Here is a 19,706-nt window from a genome sequence, read left to right on the forward strand (position 1 = left end):
GCAGAGCCGGGGCCCATGCCACGCGCATAGTTTTTCTCTGGGTCCCGGCTCTGCGGCGCAGCGTTGCACGCTGCACCTTGTCCGGGACACGATAGTTGCACTGGACATCCCCCATGAACCTCTTCCGCCTCCTGCAAGCCCGCGCGTCCGCCGGCAAGCCCGTCCGTGTCGCGCTGATCGGCGCCGGCAAATTCGGCTCGATGTTCCTCGCACAGGTGCCGCATACGCCGGGACTCGAGGTGCCCATCATCGTCGACATCGACCGCGAGCGCGCGCGCGAGGCGTGCCGCACCGTGGGCTGGAGCGCCGAGCGGATCGCCGCGACCGTCTTCACCGATGACGGCGCCGGCGCCATCGCCGGCGGGGCGATGGACGTGGTGGTGGAAGCAACCGGCAATCCCGCCGTCGGCATCAGGCATGCGCGTGCCGCGATCGCGGCGGGCAAGCACATCGTGATGGTCAATGTCGAAGCGGACGTGCTGGCGGGCCCGCTGCTCGCCGAGGAGGCGCGGAAGGCGGGTGTGGTCTATTCGCTCGCTTACGGCGACCAGCCGGCACTGACCGCTGAGATGGTCGACTGGGCCCGCGCCACCGGTTTTCGCGTCGTCGCCGCCGGCAAGGGCACAAAATACCTGCCGGCCTATCACGACGTGACGCCCGACGGCGTCTGGCAGCATTACGGCCTGACCGCGGGCGAAGCGCAGTCGGCCGGCATGAACCCGCAGATGTTCAACTCCTTCCTCGACGGCACCAAATCGGCCATCGAGATGGCCGCGATTGCGAACGCCTGCGGCCTCGACGTGCCCGCGGAAGGATTGCTGTTTCCGCCCTGCGGCGTGGACGATCTGCCGCACATCATGCGGCCGCGCTCGCGCGGCGGCGTGCTGGAGCGGTCCGGCGTGGTGGAAGTGGTCTCCTCGCTCGAGCGCGATGGACGGCCGGTGTTTCGCGACCTGCGCTGGGGCGTCTATGTCGTGCTGGAGGCGCCGAACGACTACGCCGCCGACTGCTTCAGGCAATACGGCCTGAAGACCGACGCCAGCGGACGCTTCGCGGCGATGTACAAGCCCTATCACCTGATCGGGCTCGAGCTGAACATCTCGATCCTGTCGGCCGCGCTGCGGGGCGAGGCGACCGGCCAGGCTTTCGGCTTCCGCGGCGACGTCGCCGCAGTGGCCAAGCGCAACCTGCGCGCCGGCGAGATGCTCGACGGCGAAGGCGGCTACACGGTGTGGGGCAAGCTGGTGCCGGCCGCCGCGAGCCTGAAGGCGGGCGCCCTGCCGATCGGCCTCGCGCATCGCCTGAAGCTGAAGCACGACGTCGCCCATGGCGAGATCGTGCGCTGGAGCGACGTCGAGTTCGATGCCAACAACGAGACGATCAGGACAAGGAAGGCGATGGAGGCGGCGTTCGCGAAGGCGGGGTAGCGGCGCGATGGGGTTGAGTTGGTGCAGCCGCGGTCTCGGTGCACCTCTCCCGCATGCGGGAGAGGTCGGCGCGTAGCGCCGGGTGAGGGCTTTCTCCTCTGGGGGATTGTCCCGTTGCGGAGACACCCTCTCCCCAGCCCTCCCCCGCAGGCGGGGGAGGGAGCGCACCTCCATCGACGCCGCGTTGTTGCCCAATCGTGCGGCAGTTCGCCAATCATCGACTTTCGTCTGCCTCGCATTCGCAGTTGCGAGCGCGGCATGAGGCTTGATTGTCGCTGGCTGACAGGTCATCCTTGCTGACGGAACCGCAATGATCGGAATTCCAACAACAAGAGCCCGGCAGGGCCTTCGGAAACGCCTCACAAGTCTCAACAAAACAACGTCGATCTCGACCAAGAAGACGACCCCAAAGATCGTTCCCCTTAGGTCGAAGCATCGGCATCACGGAGGGAAGTGCATGGAACGTCGTAAATTCCTGACGGCAGGCGGATTGGGCCTGGCCGCGAGCGCTGTCGCTGCGCCGGCTATCGCGCAAGGCTCGCCCGAGGTCAGGTGGCGTTACGCCACGAGCTGGCCGAAGTCGCTCGACACGCTCTATGGCGGCTGCGAATATTTCACCAAGAAAGTCGCCGAGATCACCGACAACAAATTCCAGATCCAGCCGTTCGCTGCGGGCGAAATCGTCCCGGGCCTGCAGGTGCTGGATGCGGTGTCGAACGGCACCGTCGAGATGGGCAACACCGCGCTCTACTATTACTGGGGCAAGAATCCCGCCTTCACCTTCGCCACCGCGCTGCCGTTCGGGCTGAACACGCGCCAGCAGATCTCCTGGCTGCTGTGGGGCGGCGGGCAGGAGCTCGTGAACGACCTCCTGAAGGAGCACAATTGCTACGGCATTCCGACCGGCTCCACCGGCGCCCAGATGGGCGGCTGGTTCCGGAAGGAGATCAAGTCGATGGAGGACATCAAGGGCCTCAAGATGCGCATCGGCGGATTTGCCGGCACGATCATGGCCAAGCTTGGCGCGGTGCCGCAGCAGATCGCCGGCGGCGACATCTATCCGGCCCTCGAAAAGGGTACGATCGACGCCGCCGAGTGGGTCGGCCCCTACGACGACGAGAAGCTCGGCTTCGTCAAGGTTGCGAAGTACTACTACTATCCCGGCTGGTGGGAGGGCACGAGCCAGGGCCACAACATCATGAACCTCGACAAGTGGAATGCGCTGCCGAAGCACTATCAGGCCGCGATCGATGCCGCCTCGCGCGACACGTTTACCTGGATCACCGGCAAGTACGACGCATTGAACGCGCCGGCGCTGAAACGGCTCCTGGTGTCGGGCGCCATCCTGAAGGCATTCCCGCAGGACGTGCTCGAGGCCTGCTACGGTGCCGCCAACGAGATCTATGCCGATCTCTCCAAGAGCAATCCGCATTTCGGCAAGATGTATGCGAGCCTGACCGCCTTCCGCGGCGAGGCCCTGCCCTGGTTCCAGGTCGCCGAGCTGAGCTTCGACAGCTTCATGATGCGGATGCGGACGAAGACGTGAGGCGCTAGACGGCACACGACTAAAGAATGAGAAGCCCCGGAGATGGCGACATCTCCGGGGCTTTTGCATTGGACATAGCTCTCGTAGGGTGGGCAAAGCGACTTGTCCGCCGTAGCTCGAAGAGCGAAGGCGGAAGCGTGCCCACCTGCTCTAGCCAAGTGAGAAAGATCGTGGGCACGGCGCTGTCGCGCCTTTGCCCACCCTACGGCTGCGGAGTTCGGCGAGAGAGGTCGCGTTCAGCCTTCGCAACTGCGAGCGTTCCGACGGCGCTTGCTTATCGTGAGGCGAACGGTCATCCTCACACCGGAACCGCAATGCGCGGGATCCACAAAGAGCCCTGAAGGGCCTTCGGAAACGCCAAAAACAATCATCACAACACCACGTCGGTACCCGGCGAAGCCAAGACGACACCAAGATCGTTCCCTTAGTCGAGGACATCGGCGCAACGGAGGGATAGGCATGAAACGTCGTGAATTCCTGAAAGTGACAGGTGCAGGGCTGGCGGCGAGCACCGCGATTGCCGCGCCGGCCATCGCGCAATCTTCGCCGGAGACGAGATGGCGCCTCGCCGCGAGCTGGCCCAAGGCGCTCGATACGCTCTATGGCGGCTGCGAATATTTCTGCAAGCGCGTCGCCGAGGTCACCGACAACAAATTCCAGATCCAGCCGTTCGCGGCCGGCGAAATCGTCCCGGGCCTGCAGGTGCTGGATGCGGTGTCGAACGGCACCGTCGAGATGGGCAACACCGCGCTGTACTACTACTGGGGCAAGAACCCCGCCTTCACCTTCGGCACGTCGCTGCCGTTCGGGCTGAACACGCGCGCGCATATTTCCTGGCTGCTGTTCGGCGGCGGACAGGAGATGCTCAACGACCTCTTGAAGGAATACAACACGATCGGCATTCCGACCGGCTCGACCGGCGCCCAGATGGGCGGCTGGTTCCGGAAGGAAGTCAAGTCGATGGAGGATTTCAAGGGATTGAAATTCCGCGTCGGCGGCTTCGCCGGCACGATCATCGCCAAGGTCGGCGGCGTGCCGCAGCAGATCGCGGGCGGCGACATCTATCCGGCGCTGGAGAAGGGCACGATCGACGCGGCCGAATGGGTCGGCCCCTATGACGACGAGAAGCTCGGCTTCGTCAAGGTCGCGAAGTACTACTACTATCCGGGCTGGTGGGAAGGCACCGGCCAGGGCCACAACGTCATGAATCTCGACAAGTGGAACGCGCTGCCCAAGCACTATCAGGCCGCGATCGAGATGGCCTCGCGCGACACCTTCACATGGGTCACCGGCAAATACGACTACGTCAATCCGCCGGCGCTGAAGCGCCTGCTGGTGGCCGGCGCGATCCTCAAGCCGTTCCCGCAGGAGGTGCTCGAGGCCTGCTACAATGCCGCCAACGAGATCTATGCGGATCTCACCAAGACCAACCCGCACTTCAAGAAGATGTATACGAGCCTGTCGGCGTTCCGGAATGAATCGCTGGCCTGGATGCAGGTCGCCGAGCTCAGCTACGACAGCTTCATGATGCGGATGCGCACGCGGACGTGAGGCGCCGGACGGCGAACGAGGTCGGAAACGACGAAAGCCCCGGAGATGTCTCCGGGGCTTTTGCTTTGGTCTTTCCGCTTTCGCGGGTGATAACAGCCGTGGTGCGGCTGGCTCGATTGGCGCTAAGTTAAAACGACCGCTACGGCACGCTAACACCTCTCCCGCTTGCGGGAGAGGTCGGCGCGGAGCGCCGGGTGAGGGCTTTCTCCTCTTGGGGATTGTCCCATTGCGGAACCACCCTCTCCCCGACCCTCTCCCGCAAGCGGGAGAGGGAGTGCACCTCCGTCGTTGCAGCGATCGCCGTGCGGCTAGACCAACCCGCCGGCATCCGCGACGCGGCGCTGGTGATAATCGGTGTCGCCAAACGTGTTCTCGATCATGGTCAGGCGCTTGAAGTAGTGGCCGATCTTCGCCTCCATGGTCATGCCGATGCCGCCGTGGAGCTGGATCGACTGCTGTCCCACGAATTTCAGCGACTTGCCGATCTGCACCTTGGCCGCAGCAATCGCGTTGGAGCGCTCCTTGGCGTTCTCGAAATCGTTCGCCATGGTCGCGAACATCGACATCGAGCGCGCCTGCTCGGCGGCGACGAACATGTCGGAGGCGCGGTGCTGCAGCGACTGGAACGAGCCGATCGCGACGCCGAACTGTTTTCGCGTCTTGATGTACTCGACGGTGGTCTTCAGCGATTCATCCATGAGGCCAACTGCCTCGGCGCAGAGCGCGACGCGGGCCTCATCGACCACGCGCTCGATCAGGGCGAGCGAGTCGTCGGGATTGCCGATCACGGCATCCGGCCCGACCTCGACGCCGGTGAGGGTGATGTCGGCGGCGTGCAGGCCGTCCTGGGTCGGGTAGGACTTCTTCGTGACGCCCTTGGCATTGGCCGGGACCAGGAACACGCCGATGCCGGTCTTGTCGCGGCGGTCGCCCTTGGTGCGGGCAGTGACGACAAGCGTGTCGGCGTTCTCGCCGTTGAGCACGACGAATTTTTCGCCGTCGATGATCCAGCCGTCGCCCTTCTTCTTCGCCGTCGTCGCGACATCGAAGAGATCATAGCGCGAGTTCTTCTCGAGCTGGGCAAAGGCGAGCGTCTTGCTGCCGTCGATGATGCCAGGCACGTGCGCGGCCTTCTGCGCATCGGTGGCGGCATGGCGCAGGAAGCCGCCGCCGATCACGACCGTAGCCAGATACGGCTCCAGCACCAGCGCCTTGCCGAGTGCTTCCATCACGATCATGGTCTCGACGCCGCCGCCACCGAAGCCGCCATCGGCCTCGCTGAAGGGCAGGCCGAGCAAGCCCTGCTCGGCGAGCTTGAGCCAGACCGTTTTGCTCCAGCCGCCCTTCTCCTTCATGTACTTCTTGCGCTGCTCGAAATCGTAGGAATCGGTCAGCAGGCCGTCGATGCTTTCCTTGAGAAGCCGCTGCTCCTCGTTCAGGTCAAAATCCATGTTTCTCTCCAAATCGGCGGGAATTGCCCTGCCGTCGCCTCACCCTCAGACGTCATCCCCGCGAAGGCGGGGATCCAGTAAACGTAGCAGCCTGCCGTACTCACGACTGCCGCGGCGTACTGGGTCCCCCGCCTTCGCGGGGGACGACACCGTCATTGTCGACTCACAGCCCCAGCACCGCCTTGGCGATGATGTTGCGCTGGATCTCGTTGGAGCCGCCGTAGATCGAGACCTTGCGGTTGTTGAAGTAGCTCGGCGCGATCTGGGCGGTCCAATCCATCGCTTCGTTCGAGCCGTCGTCGCCGTGCACGTCGTAGGGCGCGGCGAACGGGCCGATCACTTCCATCAAGAGCTCGGTGGTGGTCTGCTGGATCTCCGAGCCCTTGATCTTGAGCACGGACGATGCAGGATTGGGCTTGCCCTTGCCGTGCTTGCCTTCATCGGCGACGACGCGCAGCTGCGTCAGCTCGAGCGCCTTCAGCTCGATCTCGCACGCGGCCAGCTTCTCGCGGAAGGCGGCGTCCTGGATGATCGGCTTGCCGCCGGATTCGACCTTGCCGGCGAGATCGCGGATGCGGCGCAGCCGCTCCTTGGAGACGCCGACGCGGGCGATGCCGGTGCGTTCGTTGCCGAGCAGGAATTTTGCGTAGTCCCAGCCCTTGTTCTCCTCGCCGATCAGGTTCTCGATGGGCACTTCGACGTCGTCGAAGAAGACTTCGTTGACCTCGACGCCGCCGTCGATGGTCTGGATCGGGCGCACGGTGACGCCCTTCGACTTCATCGAGAACACGATGAAGGAGATGCCCATCTGCTTCTTGGCGTTGTTGTCGGTGCGGCAGAGGCAGAAGATCATGTCGGCATGCTGGGCCAGCGTGGTCCAGGTCTTCTGGCCGTTGATGATCCACTTGTCGCCACGGCGCTCGGCTTTCGTCTTCAGCGAGGCAAGGTCAGATCCCGAGCCGGGCTCCGAAAAGCCCTGGCACCACCAGTCGTCGACATTGGCGATGCGCGGCAGATACTGCTTCTTCTGCTCCTCGTTGCCGAAGGTGTAGATGACGGGGCCGACCATGCTGACGCCGAAGGCGAGCGGCTGCGGCGCCGGATAGGACTGCAGCTCCTCGTTGAAGATGTAGTGCTGGACCGAGGTCCAGCCGGTGCCGCCATATTGCGTCGGCCAGTGGCTGACGCCCCAGCCCTTCTTGTTGAGGATGCGCCACCACGTCACCATCTCGTCCTTGGTGAGATGACGGCCCTCGACCAGCTTGCGCCGCGTATCCGGCGGCACGTTGTCGCGGAAGAACGACCGCACTTCCTCGCGAAACGCCTGCTCTTCTTTCGTGAATGCGAGATCCATCGGATCCTCCTGTTTCCTCGTCGTCCTGGCGAAAGCCAGGACCCATTACCACCGGCCTTCGTTTTGCGAAGGCAATTGCCGTCTGTGCCCCTTACCCCGGCCGCGGAGTATGGGTCCTGGCCTTCGCCAGGACGACGGTGAACTACTGCAACACCTCGAACAAACCCGCCGCGCCCATGCCGCCGCCGACGCACATGGTGACGACCGCGTACTTCGCCTTGCGGCGGCGGCCTTCGATCAAGGCGTGGCCGGTGAGGCGCGCGCCCGACATGCCGTAGGGGTGGCCGACCGCAATCGCGCCGCCGTCGACGTTGATCTTCTCGGGGTCGATGCCGAGCTTGTCGCGGCAATAGAGCACCTGCACCGCGAAGGCTTCGTTGAGCTCCCAGAGGCCGATGTCGTCGACGGTGAGGCCGTGGCGCTTGAGCAGGCGCGGCACGGCGAAGACCGGGCCGATGCCCATCTCGTCCGGCTCGCAGCCGGCGGAGACGAAGCCGCGGAAGATGCCGAGCGGCTTGAGCCCGCGCTTGGCGGCTTCCTTGTCGCTCATGATCACGGAGGCGCTGGCGCCGTCGGAGAGCTGGCTGGCATTGCCGGCGGTGACGGTGAAACCGTCGCCGCGCACGGGCTTGAGGCCGGCGAGGCCTTCGATCGTGGTCTCGGGGCGCGGGCCCTCGTCCTGCGACAGCGTGACCTCCTTCATCGACACGGCGCCGGTCGCCTTGTCGGTGACCGCCATCTGCGTCGTGATCGGGGCGAGCTCGTCCTTGAACTTGCCGCCCTGCTGGGCGGCGGCGGTGCGGCGCTGGCTCTCCAGCGAATATTCGTCCTGCTTCTCGCGCGAGATGCCGTAGCGCTTGGCGACGACCTCGGCGGTGTCGATCATGGGCATGTAGACCTCGCCCTTGATCTTGAGCAGCGCCGGGTCCTGGGCGTGGAAGCCGTTCATCTTGTCGTTCTGCACCAGCGAGATCGACTCGCCGCCGCCGCCGACCGCGATCTCGACGCCGTCGAAGATCACCGAGCGCGCGGCGAGCGCGATCGCCTGCAGGCCCGAGGCGCATTGCCGGTCGATGGTGGTGCCGGCGACGGTGACGGGGAGACCTGCGCGGAGCAGCGCCTTGCGCGCGATGTTGCCGCCGGTCGCGCCCTGCTGGAGCGCCGCGCCCATCACGACGTCCTCGATCTCCTTCGGATCGACTTTTGCGCGCGCGACAGCTTCACCAATCGCGTGGCCGAGCAGGGTTGCGCCCTCGGTGGCGTTGAGCATGCCGCGATAGGCCTTGCCGATCGGGGTGCGGGCGGTGGAAACGATGACGGCGTCGGTCAAGAGCGACCTCCTGGTTGCTTGGATTGTGATGGTTTCTGCTGCTGGCGCAACTCGTGGCGCGACAATTTTCCGACCGGCGTGCGCGGCAGATCGTCGACGAACTCGACTGCGGCCGGCAATTCGTGCTTGCCGAGCTTGCCGGCGAGCTGGGTGCGCAGCTCGTCGAGCGAGAACGCCCTTGCGTCGGGCTTGAGCTTGATGAAGGCTTTTGCGGCTTCGCCGCGGTACTGGTCGGGGATGCCGAGCACGATCACCTCGTGCACGCCCGGAATGGTGTAGATCGCCTGCTCGATCATCTGCGGATAGACGTTGAAGCCGCCGGAGATGATCATGTCCTTCTTGCGGTCGACCAGGAAGAAATAGCCGTCCGTGTCGACATAGCCGATATCGCCGGTGAGGAAGCGGCCGTCGACGAAGGCATCCGCGGATCCCTCCGGCTTGTTCCAGTAGCCCCTGGTGACGTTCGGGCCCTTGATCCGGATCTCGCCGACTTCGCCCGGCGGCAGTACGCGTTTGGGATCGTCGAGCGCGACGACGTCGAGCTCGATGCCGGGCAGCATCAGGCCGATCGAGCCGGGCTTGTCCGGCCCCGTGGGCGGATGGCCGGTGCCGGGCGAGCAGGTCTCGGTCATGCCCCAGCCGCTGCGCAGCTTCTTGCCGACCTTGCGCTCGAAGAAGCTCGCGATCTCCACCGGCAGCGGCGCGCCTCCGGAACCGATCGTCGCCAGCGAGGAGAAGTCGCGCTTGTCGAGATCGGGGAGCGCGGCGATCGCGATCCACATCGTCGGCACGCCCGGAAAGTAAGTCGCGCGCTTGATTTCGATGTCGCGCATCACGGCTTCGACGTCGAAGCGCTGATGCAGCGAGATCAGGTTGCCGCGGCTGAGCGAGGACAAGAGCACCACGGTGAGCGCGTAGATGTGGAACAGCGGCAGCACGCAGATGACACGCTCGATCACGTCGCCGCGCGCGGCGCGCGCCGGCTTGCCCCAGACGTCGTAGATCGACACCGCCGAGGTGAGATTGCCGTGGGTGAGCATCGCGCCCTTGGGCAGGCCGGTGGTGCCGCCGGTATATTGCAGCAGCGCGACGTCGTCGGCCGTGACTTTCGGCCACTCTGCCGGAGCGGTGGCGTCTTCGACGAAGGCCTTGAAGGTGACGATGCGGGGGTCATCGGGGATCGCCGCCTGCGGCGTGCCGACCTTGCCCCAATTGTCGTCCTCGCAGACGACGAGCTTGTCGATCAGGCCCTTCTCCAGGAATTTCAGCGCGGTCGGCAGCAGCGCCTGCAGGTTCGAGGTGACGAGCAGGCGCGAGCCGGAATCGGAGACCTTGTGCGTCAGCGCGATCTCGCCGTCGAGCGGCGACAGATGCGCGACACGGGCGCCTGCCTTCAGCGCGCCGAAGAAATTGACGGGATGGTCCGGCGTATTGCCGAGGAACAGCGCGACGGAGCTGTTCTTGCCGATGCCCGCGCGCAGGAACGCGGCGGCGGCGCGCTCGGCCATCGCGGCGAGCTCGGTGTAGCTGATTGGACGGTCGCGGAATTCCAGCGCGGTGCGCGGGCCGTAAGTCGCCGCGGCTTTCGACAGGAGGTCGGGCAGCGAGCCCTGGGCGATGGTGTCGTCCCACCGCACGCCCTCGGGGTAAAACTGTTCGCCGGGATGGGTCATGGATTCCTTAAACCGCACAAACCGTCATTCCGGGGCGGCTCGAAGAGCCGAACCCGGAATCTCGAGATTCCGGGCGCGATGCTGCGCATCGCCCCGGAATGACGCCAACCATCACGCCGCCTTCGACGCCGCGGCCAGCGACGCAAACGTCTTGCCTTCCGCCGCGAGCTTCTTCAGCAGCGGGGCGGGCTCGAGGCTCGGATCGTTGGTCTCCTTGGCGTAGAACGACAGGCGATCGGCGATGTGCTTGAGGCCGACGGTGTCCGCCCAGAACATCGGGCCGCCGCGATAGATCGGCCAGCCATAGCCGTAGAGCCAGACCACGTCGATGTCGGACGGACGCGCCGCGATGCCCTCTTCGAGGATCTTCGCGCCCTCGTTGATCATCGGGTACATCATGCGCTCCAAAATCTCCTCGTCGCTGACGACGCGCTTCTTGCGCCCCAAGCGCAGCAGCGTCTCGTCGATCAGCTTCTCGACCTCCGGATCGGGCAGCGGCGCGCGGGAGCCGGCTTCGTACTTGTAGTAGCCCTTGCCGGTCTTCTGGCCGAAGCGGCCGGCTTCGCAGAGCGCGTCCGCGATCTCCGACTTGATGCCGCGGTCTTTCCGCGAGCGCCAGCCGATGTCGAGGCCGGCGAGATCGCCCATCGCGAACGGCCCCATCGGCATGCCGAACTTGGTGACGACCGCGTCGACCTGCTGCGGCAGCGCGCCTTCGAAAAGCAGCTTTTCCGACTGCTTGCCACGCTGGGCCAGCATGCGGTTGCCGACAAATCCGTCGCAGACGCCCACCACGGCCGGCACCTTGGCAATTTTCCGCGCGATGTTGACGGCCGTCACCAGCGCGTCCGGCGCGGTCTTGTCGGCGCGCACGATCTCGCACAGCTTCATGACGTTGGCCGGCGAGAAGAAGTGCATGCCGAGCACGTCCTGCGGACGCTTGGTCGACTTCGCGATCTCGTCGATGTTGAGATACGAGGTGTTGGAGGCGAGCACGGCGCCGGGCTTGACGTACTGGTCGAGCTTGCCGAACACCTCCTTCTTCACCGCCATGGTCTCGAACACGGCTTCGATGACGAGGTCGGCATCGCCGACATTCTCGATGCCGACGACGCCGTTGATCAGCGCCATACGCTTTGCGGGCGCATCGGCCGGGATGCCGCCGCGCGCGGCGGTCGCTTCCCAATTCTTCTGCATGATGCCCATGCCGCGCTTGAGCTGCTCCTCGCCGGTCTCGATCAGCGTGACGGGCACGCCGGCATTGGCAAAGGACATCGCGATGCCGCCGCCCATGGTGCCGGCGCCGAGAATGGCGACGCGGTTCACGGGCCGCGACTTGGTGCCCTCAGGAACGCCCGCGATCTTGGCGGCTTCGCGCTCGGCGAAGAAGGCATAGCGTTGCGCCTTGGATTGGTCGCTGGCGACGAGCTTGAGGAAGCCCTCGCGCTCCTTCTTCAGACCTTCGTCGAACGGCAGGTCGATGGCATAGCCGACGGCGTCGGCGGCCGCGAACGGGGCTTCCAGGCCGCGCGACTTCTTGGTCATGGCGGCGACCGCATTGGTGAAGATCGAGCGGTCGGCCTTGGCGGCCGCGATCTTGGAATCGTCGTCGCGCAGGCGGCGCAGCGGACGCTTCTCGGCGATGAGCTTGCGGACGAAAGCCTCGCCGCCGGAGGCCGGCCCTTCGATGATCTCCTCGATCAGGCCGTTCTTGAGCGCTTCCGCGGCCCCGATCGGGTCGCCGCCGACGATCATCTTGACCGCAAGCTCAGGCCCGACCGCGCGCGGCAGGCGCTGGGTTCCGCCGGCGCCGGGCAACAGGCCCAGCTTGACCTCGGGCAGGCCGAGCTTGGCCTCCTTCACCGCGACGCGGAAATGGCAGGCGAGCGCGACCTCGAGGCCGCCGCCGAGCGCGGTGCCGTGGATCGCGGCCACCACGGGCTTCGGCGAATTCTCGAGCTCGGCGAGGACGTCGTTGAGGGCGGGCGGCTTCGGCGGCTTGCCGAATTCGGTGATGTCGGCGCCCGCGATGAAGGTGCGGCCGGCGCAGGTCAGCACGATGCCCTTGATGGCGGGATCGGCGACCGCTTCCTTGATGCATTCCAGGATACCGCCTCGGACCGCGGCACTCAGCGCATTGACCGGAGGGCTATTGACCGTGACGATCCCGACTCCGTCATGACGCTCAAGCTTGACCACTTCGCTCACGGTTTCCCTCCTTGGTGGGGATTTACTTTTGTTCGATTTCGCGGTGCGGAATTTAATTCCGCATCTTGACGGCAGGGTTATTTTGAAGCACGTGGCTTGTCAACGACTCCGCGCAAGAAGCAGATCAGGGATGAAGCGTACAGGAAAGAAGACTGCGACCGATCGGAATTTCGTCGTCGCGCTTTCCCGCGGACTGGACGTATTGCGCGCATTCCAACCCAATGACGGCCTGCTCGGCAATCAGGAGATCGCGGCGCGGACCAATCTGCCGAAGCCGACCGTATCGCGGCTGACCTATACGCTGACCAAGCTCGGCTATCTGACGCCGGTTCCCCGTTTCGAGAAGTACCAGCTCGCGCCCGCCGCGATGTCGCTCGGCTACGCCGCGCTCGCCAATCTCGGTGTTCGGCATTTGTCCGAGCCGTTTCGCGAGGAAGTGATGCGCGCCACCGGCGGCGCCGTCGCCGTCGGCGGACGCGATCGTCACAGCATGATCTATTTCGGGCAGAGCCGCGGCAGCGAGACGGTCGGCGTTCAACTTGACGTCGGCTCGCGCGTGCCGATTGCAACCAGCGCGATGGGCCGCGCCTATTTCTGGGCGCTCGACGAAGACAATCGTGCCGAGGTGTCACGCATGCTGCGTGAACATTACGGCAGCCGCTGGCCCAAGATGCGCGATGGCCTCGAACGTTCCGGCGAGACCGTCGCGAAGTACGGCTTTGCGATCTCCGTCGGCGACTGGCACGACGACATCGGCGCCGCCGGCGTCGCGCTCAAGCTCAACGACGGAACCGGACCTTACGCATTCAATTGCGGCGCGCCCGCATTCCGCTTCACGGAAGAGCGTTTGATCAACGACATTGGACCGCGTCTGCTTGCGATGGTAAGGAACATCGAAGCGGCACTCGGGGGTCTGATGCCGCATTCCAAAAAAGAAGTCAGCAAAAAGCTGAAATCAGGAGGAAAAGTTGCGCGTGTGGCCGAGGGGATCAGATAGCCTTTGTCATCACAGGGAGCGGTTCGCATCGCCCCTTCGCCCACTGAACATCGTGGGCGAGACGAGATGACGCAGGCACAGCTCGCGCAGGGTACATCGCCCCTGCTCGCGGTTCGCGACGTCAGCGTCGTGTTCGGCGGCATCATCGCGCTCAACGGCGTGTCCTTCAACATGCACAAGGGCCAGATCCTCGGATTGATCGGCCCCAACGGCGCCGGCAAGACAACGCTCTTCAACTGCCTCTCGCGGCTGTATCAGCCGTCGTCCGGCGACATCCTGATGGAGGGCGTCAGCATCCTGTCGCGCCCGCCGCACCGGATCGCCGAGATCGGCATCGGCCGCACCTTCCAGAACGTTGCGCTGTTTCCGAACCTGTCGGTGATGGACAACGTCCGCGTCGGCGCGCATTCGAAGACCTCCAGCGACATCATCAGCGACTCCCTGAAACTGGCGTGGGTCCGGCGCAGCGAGAACGACGTCAACAAGAAGGTGCACGAGATCCTCGCCTATCTCGACCTCGAGGACGTCGCCCACACCACCGTGTCCGGCCTGCCCTTCGGCACGCAGAAGCGCGTCGAGCTGGCGCGCGCGCTGGCTGCCGATCCGAAGATCCTGCTGCTCGACGAGCCTGCCGGCGGCCTCAACCACGAGGAAGTCTATGTGCTCGGCGACCTCATCCGCAAAATCCGTGACGAACGCCACATGACGGTGCTGCTGGTCGAGCATCACATGGGCCTCGTGATGTCGATCGCCGACCACGTCGTCGCGCTGAATTTCGGCAAGAAGCTCGCGGAAGGCACGCCGGCCCAGGTGCAGGCGGACCCCGACGTCATCAAGGCCTATCTCGGGAGCAAGGACCAATGACGACTCTGCTCAACGTCAAGGACTTGCGCGCCTATTACGGCCAGGTCCAGGCGCTCCATGGCCTGTCCTTCTCGCTCAACGAGGGGTCGCTGACGACGCTGCTCGGGGCCAACGGCGCCGGCAAGACCACGACGCTGCGCGCGATCTGCAACATGGTGCGCTCCACCGGCGCGATCGAATTCGACGGCAAGCCGCTGAGCAACCGCTCGACCGAGAACATCGTGCGGTTCGGCATCGCCCATGTGCCGCAGGGCCGCGGCACATTCACCACCATGACGGTGGAGGAAAACCTTCAGTTGGGGGCCATCACCCGCAAGGACAGCGCCGGCATCGTCTCCGACATCGAGCGCATGTATGCGCATTTCCCGGTGCTGAAGCAGCGCCACACCCAGCAGGCCGGCACGCTCTCCGGCGGCGAGCAGCAGATGCTCGCGGTCGCCCGCGCGCTGATGCTGCGGCCGCGGCTGATGCTGCTCGACGAGCCCTCCTTCGGCCTCGCGCCGCTGGTGGTGCGCGACCTGTTCGGCATCCTCGGCAAGATCAACCGCGAGGACAAGGTGTCGATCCTGGTGGTCGAGCAGAACGCCCAGCTCGCGCTCGAGCTCGCCGACCAGGCCTACGTGATCGAGACCGGCCGCATCGTGATGTCGGGCAATGCCAAGGACATCGCGAACAACGAAGAAATCCGCAAATCCTATCTGGGTTACTGAGGGAGCCGGGACAATGGAGCTGTTCACCAACCAGGTCCTGGCCGGCATCGCCACGGGCGCGATCTACGCCTGCATGGCGCTCGCCGTGGTCATGATCTACCAGGCGATCGACCATCTCAACTTCGCGCAGGGCGAGATGGCGATGTTCTCGACCTTCATCTCCTGGCAGCTGATGCAGTGGGGCGTGCCCTACTGGGCCGCCTTCGTGATCACGCTGGCCTTCTCCTTCGTCGCCGGCATCGCGATCGAGCGCATCCTGTTCAAGCCGCTGGCGAAGGCGCCGGTGCTGACCAACGTCGCCGGCTTCATCGCGCTGTACGCGATCATCAACTCTACGGCCGGCCTGCTCTGGGACTTCACCATCAAGCAGTATCCGACCCCGTTCGGCTCCGCGCCGTTCCTGGGCAGCCAGCTGATTTCGACCCACCAGGCCGGCATGATCGGCGTCACCGTGCTGCTGCTGCTCGGCCTCTACTTCTTCTTCCAGTACACGCGGATCGGCCTTGCCATGCGCGCGGCCGCCTCGGTGCCTGAATCGGCGCGCCTCGTCGGCATCAACACCTCCTGGATGATCGCGCTCGGCTGGGGCATGGCGACCGCGATCGGCTCGATCGCCGGCATGCTGATCGCCCCCGTGGTGTTCCTCGAGCCCAACATGATGGGCGGCGTCCTGATCTACGGCTTTGCCGCCGCGGTGCTCGGCGGCCTCACCAGCCCGTTCGGCGCGGTGGTCGGCGGCTTCCTGGTCGGCGTCTTCGAGAACCTCGCCGGCACCTACATCCCCGGCGTCGGCAACGAGCTGAAACTCCCGATCGCGCTTGCGCTGATCATCTCCGTCCTGGTCGTCAAACCCGCTGGCCTGTTCGGCCGGCACATCGTCAAGCGAGTTTGATCATGAGCGCTGCAGAAGAAGTCGTTGCAGAGGGCCACCAGGCGGTCGAGGCCGTTCCGAAGCGGGCCATGACGCTGGGCACCGGCACCTCGCTGGTGGTGCTCGCCGCGCTTTTGATCGTGCCCGTCTTCGTCAAGAACTTCATCATCTTCCAGATGACGATGCTCCTGATCTACGGGCTCGCGGTGCTGGCGCTGAACATCCTGACCGGCGGCTCGGGCCAGTTCTCGCTCGGCCAGAGCGCGTTCTACGCGGTCGGCGCCTATACTTCGGCAGTGCTGATGGAGCACGCCAACATCAACTACGCGCTGACCATTCCGATTTCCGCCGTGGTCTGCTTCGGATTCGGTTACCTTTTCGGCAAACCGGCCCTGCGGCTGTCGGGCGTCTATCTCGCGCTCGCGACCTTCGCGCTCGCCACCGCGATGCCGCAGCTCCTGAAGCTGAACTTCCTCGAGCACTGGACCGGCGGCGTGCAGGGCCTCGTCGTCACCAAGCCCGACGCGCCGTTCGGCCTGCCGATGTCGCAGGACATGTGGCTGTACTACTTCACGCTCCTCGTGACGATCGCGATCTATATCTTCTCGGTGAACCTGTTGCGCTCGAGATCAGGCCGCGCCTTCATGGCGATCCGCGACAACGAGATCGCGGCCTCCTCGATGGGTGTCAACGTCGCGCTCTACAAGACGCTGGCCTTCGGCGTGTCGGCGGCGATCACCGGCATTGCCGGCTCGCTCGGCGCCATCGCGGTGCAGTTCGTGGCCCCCGACAGCTACACCATCACGCTCGCGATCTCGCTGTTCCTCGGCATGGTGGTCGGCGGCGTCGGCTGGCTGCCCGGCTCGTTCGTCGGTGCGGCCTTCATCATCTTCGTGCCGAACATGGCGGAGAGCATCTCCAAGGGTCTCTCCGGCGCCGTGTTCGGCGTGCTCCTGTTCCTCGTCATCTACCTCGTGCCGCATGGCGCAAGGCAGATCGCAATCCTGGGCCACCAACTCGCTGGAAAGCTCAGAAAGAACTGAAATCCATTCATCGTACAAAGGAGACCCGAATTGTCTTTTGGAAGAACACTGCGAGCCGCCGCGCTGGTCACGGCAACGGCGGCCATCACTTTCAACTCCGGCGCGGCATTTGCCCAAAAGAAATACGACACCGGCGCTTCCGATACCGAGATCAAGATCGGCAACATCATGCCGTACAGCGGTCCGGCGTCGGCCTATGGCATCATCGGCAAGACCGAAGAAGCCTATTTCAAGATGATCAACGACAAGGGCGGCATCAACGGCCGCAAGGTCAACTTCGTCACCTATGACGACGCCTATTCGCCGCCGAAAGCAGTCGAGCAGGTCCGCAAGCTGGTCGAGAGCGACGAGGTGCTGGCCGTGTTCAACCCGCTCGGCACGCCCTCGAACACGGCGATCCAGAAATACCTGAACGCCAAGAAGATCCCGCAGCTGTTCGTCGCCACCGGCGCCACCAAGTGGAACGATCCGAAGAACTTCCCCTGGACCATGGGCTGGCAGCCCTCCTACCAGAGCGAAGCGCAGATCTACGCGAAATGGCTGATGAAGGAGAAGCCGAACGCCAAGGTCGCGATCCTCTACCAGAACGACGATTTCGGCAAAGACTACCTCAAGGGCACCAAGGACGGCCTCGGCGCCAAGGCCTCGTCCATGATCGTCATGGAAGAGAGCTATGAGGTCTCCGAGCCCTCGATCGACGGCCACATCGTCAAGATCAAGGCCGCCAATCCCGACGTGCTGCTGATCTACGCGACGCCGAAGTTCGCGGCGCAGACCATCAAGAAGACCGCCGAGCTCACCTGGAAGCCGCTGCAGATCCTGACCAACGTCTCGATCTCGGTCGGCAGCGTGATGAAGCCGGCCGGCTTCGAGGCCTCGCAGGAGGTGCTGTCGGCGGCCTATGCCAAGGACTCCACGGATCCGCAGTGGAACAACGACCCCGGCATGAAGAAGTGGAACGAGTTCGTCGACAAGTACATGCCCGGCGCCGACAAGACCGACACCGGCATGGTCTACGGCTATGGCGCAGCCTCGACGCTGGCCAAGGTGCTGGAGATGTGCGGTGACGATCTCACCCGCGCCAACCTGATGAAGCAGGCGGCGAGCCTGAAGGATTTTGCCCCGGACACCCTGCTGCCCGGCGTCAAGATCAACACCAGCGCCACCGACTTTGCCCCGATCTCACAGCTGCAGATGCAGCGCTTCAAGGGCGAGAAGTGGGAACTGTTCGGCGAGATCATCAGCGGCGACGTCGCCTCCGAGTGACACGCTGACGTCATAGTCCTGGCATCATAGTCCTGGCATCGATAGGCCCCCGCGAGCGATCGCGGGGGCTTTTTGTTGACGCCGGGCGTCAATCTTGTTCAATGCGGCCGATCCAGCCCGGGGTAGGAGAACAATGACTGCCGTTCGTTTTCAGGTTGTGGCCGTCTCGGCCGCCCTTGCATTGTGCACCGCGATGACGAGCCCGGTGCTGGCGCAGAAGAAATACGACAGCGGTGCTTCCGATACCGAAATCAAGATCGGCAACATCATGCCCTATAGCGGGCCGGCCTCCGCCTATGCCGCGATCGGCAGGACCGAGGAAGCCTATTTCAACAAGATCAATGCCGAGGGCGGCATCAACGGCCGCAAGATCAAGTTCATCTCCTACGACGACGGCTATTCGCCGCCGAAGACGGTGGAGCAGGCGCGCAAGCTGGTCGAGAGCGACGGGGTGCTGCTGATCTTCGGCTCGCTCGGCACCTCCACCAATGGCGCGATCCGCAAATACATGAACGAGAAGAAGGTGCCGCAATTGTTCGTGGCGAGCGGCGCCTCGAAATGGAACGATCCGAAGCAATATCCCTGGACCATGGGCTGGCAGCCGAGCTACGCGAGCGAGGCCCGGATCTACGCCAAGTACATCATGAAGGAGAAGCCGGACGCGAAGATCGGCCTGCTCTATCAGAACGACGATTTCGGCAAGGACTATTTGAAGGGACTGAAGGAAGGCCTCGGGCCGAAGGCCTCGATGATCGTGCTGGAAGACAGCTACGACACCTCGGAGCCCGCGATCGACGAGCACGTCATGAAATTGAAGGCCTCGGGCGCCGACGTCTTCATCAGCATCACCACCCCGAAATTTGCAGCACAGGCGATCAAGAAGGCAGCGGAGATCAACTGGCATCCGATGCACATCATCTCCAACGTCTCGGCCTCGGTCGGCGGCGTGCTGGAGCCGGCGGGCCTCGAGGTCTCGCAAGGCATCCTGTCGGCCACCTACGCCAAGGACGGCTCGGACCCGCAATGGAATGCCGATGACGGCATGAAGAAGTTCTACAATTTCCTCGCGCAGTACGCGCCCAAGGCCAACAAGCTCGATGCCGGCGTGGTGTTCGGCTATGCCGCGGCCCAGACCATGGTGAAGGTGCTGCAGATGTGTGGCGACGATCTCACCCGCGAGAACGTCATGAGGCAGGCCGCCAGCATCCGGGATTTCGCGCCCGATACGCTGCTGCCCGGCATCAAGATCAACACCGCACCCGATAATTTCGCCCCGATCGAGCAGCTCCAGATGATGCGCTTCAAGGGCAAGAAATGGGAGTTGTTCGGCGACGTCATCTCGAGCGAGGTGAACCACTGAGCCCCCTCAACTCAAAATCGCCCCTATAGAGCAAGACAACTCAAGACGGTTACGC

15 protein-coding genes are annotated in these 19,706 nt (G+C 64.4%); 10 read left to right on the plus strand and 5 right to left on the minus strand.

Annotation, left to right across the window (positions count from 1 at the left end):
- Nucleotides 1-113: 113 nt before the first annotated feature.
- From IQ16_RS24510 to IQ16_RS24525, 3 genes are all read left to right on the plus strand, one after another.
- On the plus strand, nucleotides 114-1,427 hold the full coding sequence (locus IQ16_RS24510) for an NAD(P)H-dependent oxidoreductase (RefSeq protein ID WP_018646814.1): 1,314 nt from the start codon (nucleotides 114-116) through the stop codon (nucleotides 1,425-1,427).
- Nucleotides 1,428-1,884: 457 nt separating this feature from the next.
- Nucleotides 1,885-2,973 carry a TRAP transporter substrate-binding protein gene (locus IQ16_RS24520; RefSeq protein ID WP_018646813.1) on the plus strand — a complete coding sequence of 363 codons (1,089 nt, stop codon included), beginning with the start codon at nucleotides 1,885-1,887 and terminating at the stop codon, nucleotides 2,971-2,973.
- A gap of 459 nt (nucleotides 2,974-3,432) precedes the next feature.
- Nucleotides 3,433-4,524 (plus strand): TRAP transporter substrate-binding protein, encoded by a 1,092-nt coding sequence (locus tag IQ16_RS24525; RefSeq protein ID WP_018646812.1) that lies wholly within the window; start codon nucleotides 3,433-3,435, stop codon nucleotides 4,522-4,524.
- A 308-nt stretch (nucleotides 4,525-4,832) separates the two neighbouring features.
- On the opposite strand, the gene pimD is transcribed toward IQ16_RS24525, so the two are convergent.
- The 5 genes from pimD to IQ16_RS24550 form a co-directional block, all read right to left on the minus strand.
- Nucleotides 4,833-5,975 carry a pimeloyl-CoA dehydrogenase small subunit gene (gene pimD / locus IQ16_RS24530; protein WP_018646811.1) on the minus strand — a complete coding sequence of 381 codons (1,143 nt, stop codon included), beginning with the start codon at nucleotides 5,973-5,975 and terminating at the stop codon, nucleotides 4,833-4,835.
- Between the two features lie 163 nt (nucleotides 5,976-6,138).
- The gene (pimC, locus tag IQ16_RS24535) at nucleotides 6,139-7,329 is read right to left on the minus strand and encodes a pimeloyl-CoA dehydrogenase large subunit (RefSeq protein ID WP_018646810.1); all 1,191 of its coding nucleotides are present in this window, start codon (nucleotides 7,327-7,329) and stop codon (nucleotides 6,139-6,141) included.
- Between the two features lie 142 nt (nucleotides 7,330-7,471).
- Nucleotides 7,472-8,659 carry an acetyl-CoA C-acyltransferase gene (locus tag IQ16_RS24540; RefSeq protein WP_018646809.1) on the minus strand — a complete coding sequence of 396 codons (1,188 nt, stop codon included), beginning with the start codon at nucleotides 8,657-8,659 and terminating at the stop codon, nucleotides 7,472-7,474.
- Nucleotides 8,656-10,332 (minus strand): dicarboxylate--CoA ligase PimA, encoded by a 1,677-nt coding sequence (gene pimA / locus IQ16_RS24545; protein WP_018646808.1) that lies wholly within the window; start codon nucleotides 10,330-10,332, stop codon nucleotides 8,656-8,658. The genes IQ16_RS24540 and pimA overlap by 4 nt, the downstream gene beginning before the upstream one ends.
- 111 nt (nucleotides 10,333-10,443) lie before the next feature.
- The gene (locus IQ16_RS24550; RefSeq protein ID WP_018646807.1) at nucleotides 10,444-12,540 is read right to left on the minus strand and encodes a 3-hydroxyacyl-CoA dehydrogenase NAD-binding domain-containing protein; all 2,097 of its coding nucleotides are present in this window, start codon (nucleotides 12,538-12,540) and stop codon (nucleotides 10,444-10,446) included.
- A 130-nt stretch (nucleotides 12,541-12,670) separates the two neighbouring features.
- Between IQ16_RS24550 and IQ16_RS24555 the strand changes: the two genes are divergently transcribed.
- The 7 genes from IQ16_RS24555 to IQ16_RS24585 all read left to right on the plus strand — a co-directional run bounded on the left by IQ16_RS24555 (nucleotide 12,671) and on the right by IQ16_RS24585 (nucleotide 19,651).
- Nucleotides 12,671-13,537: an IclR family transcriptional regulator gene (locus IQ16_RS24555; RefSeq protein ID WP_020608074.1), complete on the plus strand. Its 867-nt coding sequence runs from the start codon at nucleotides 12,671-12,673 to the stop codon at nucleotides 13,535-13,537.
- A 66-nt stretch (nucleotides 13,538-13,603) separates the two neighbouring features.
- A complete protein-coding gene (locus tag IQ16_RS24560; RefSeq protein WP_018646805.1) occupies nucleotides 13,604-14,401 on the plus strand; it encodes an ABC transporter ATP-binding protein in 798 nt (265 codons plus the stop codon).
- Nucleotides 14,398-15,111: an ABC transporter ATP-binding protein gene (locus IQ16_RS24565; protein WP_018646804.1), complete on the plus strand. Its 714-nt coding sequence runs from the start codon at nucleotides 14,398-14,400 to the stop codon at nucleotides 15,109-15,111. Before IQ16_RS24560 ends, IQ16_RS24565 begins: the two co-directional genes overlap by 4 nt.
- 13 nt (nucleotides 15,112-15,124) lie before the next feature.
- Nucleotides 15,125-16,003, plus strand: coding sequence for a branched-chain amino acid ABC transporter permease (locus IQ16_RS24570; RefSeq protein WP_018646803.1), 879 nt, complete (start codon nucleotides 15,125-15,127; stop codon nucleotides 16,001-16,003).
- Between the two features lie 2 nt (nucleotides 16,004-16,005).
- On the plus strand, nucleotides 16,006-17,025 hold the full coding sequence (locus IQ16_RS24575) for a branched-chain amino acid ABC transporter permease (protein WP_020608073.1): 1,020 nt from the start codon (nucleotides 16,006-16,008) through the stop codon (nucleotides 17,023-17,025).
- 30 nt (nucleotides 17,026-17,055) lie between these two features.
- Complete coding sequence (locus tag IQ16_RS24580; protein ID WP_018646801.1) at nucleotides 17,056-18,291, plus strand: ABC transporter substrate-binding protein; 1,236 nt, start codon at nucleotides 17,056-17,058, stop codon at nucleotides 18,289-18,291.
- A gap of 133 nt (nucleotides 18,292-18,424) precedes the next feature.
- A complete protein-coding gene (locus IQ16_RS24585; protein ID WP_018646800.1) occupies nucleotides 18,425-19,651 on the plus strand; it encodes an ABC transporter substrate-binding protein in 1,227 nt (408 codons plus the stop codon).
- Nucleotides 19,652-19,706 lie beyond the last annotated feature (55 nt).

The organism is Bradyrhizobium huanghuaihaiense (assembly GCF_007830635.1).
Classification (GTDB): Bacteria; Pseudomonadota; Alphaproteobacteria; order Rhizobiales; family Xanthobacteraceae; genus Bradyrhizobium; species Bradyrhizobium huanghuaihaiense.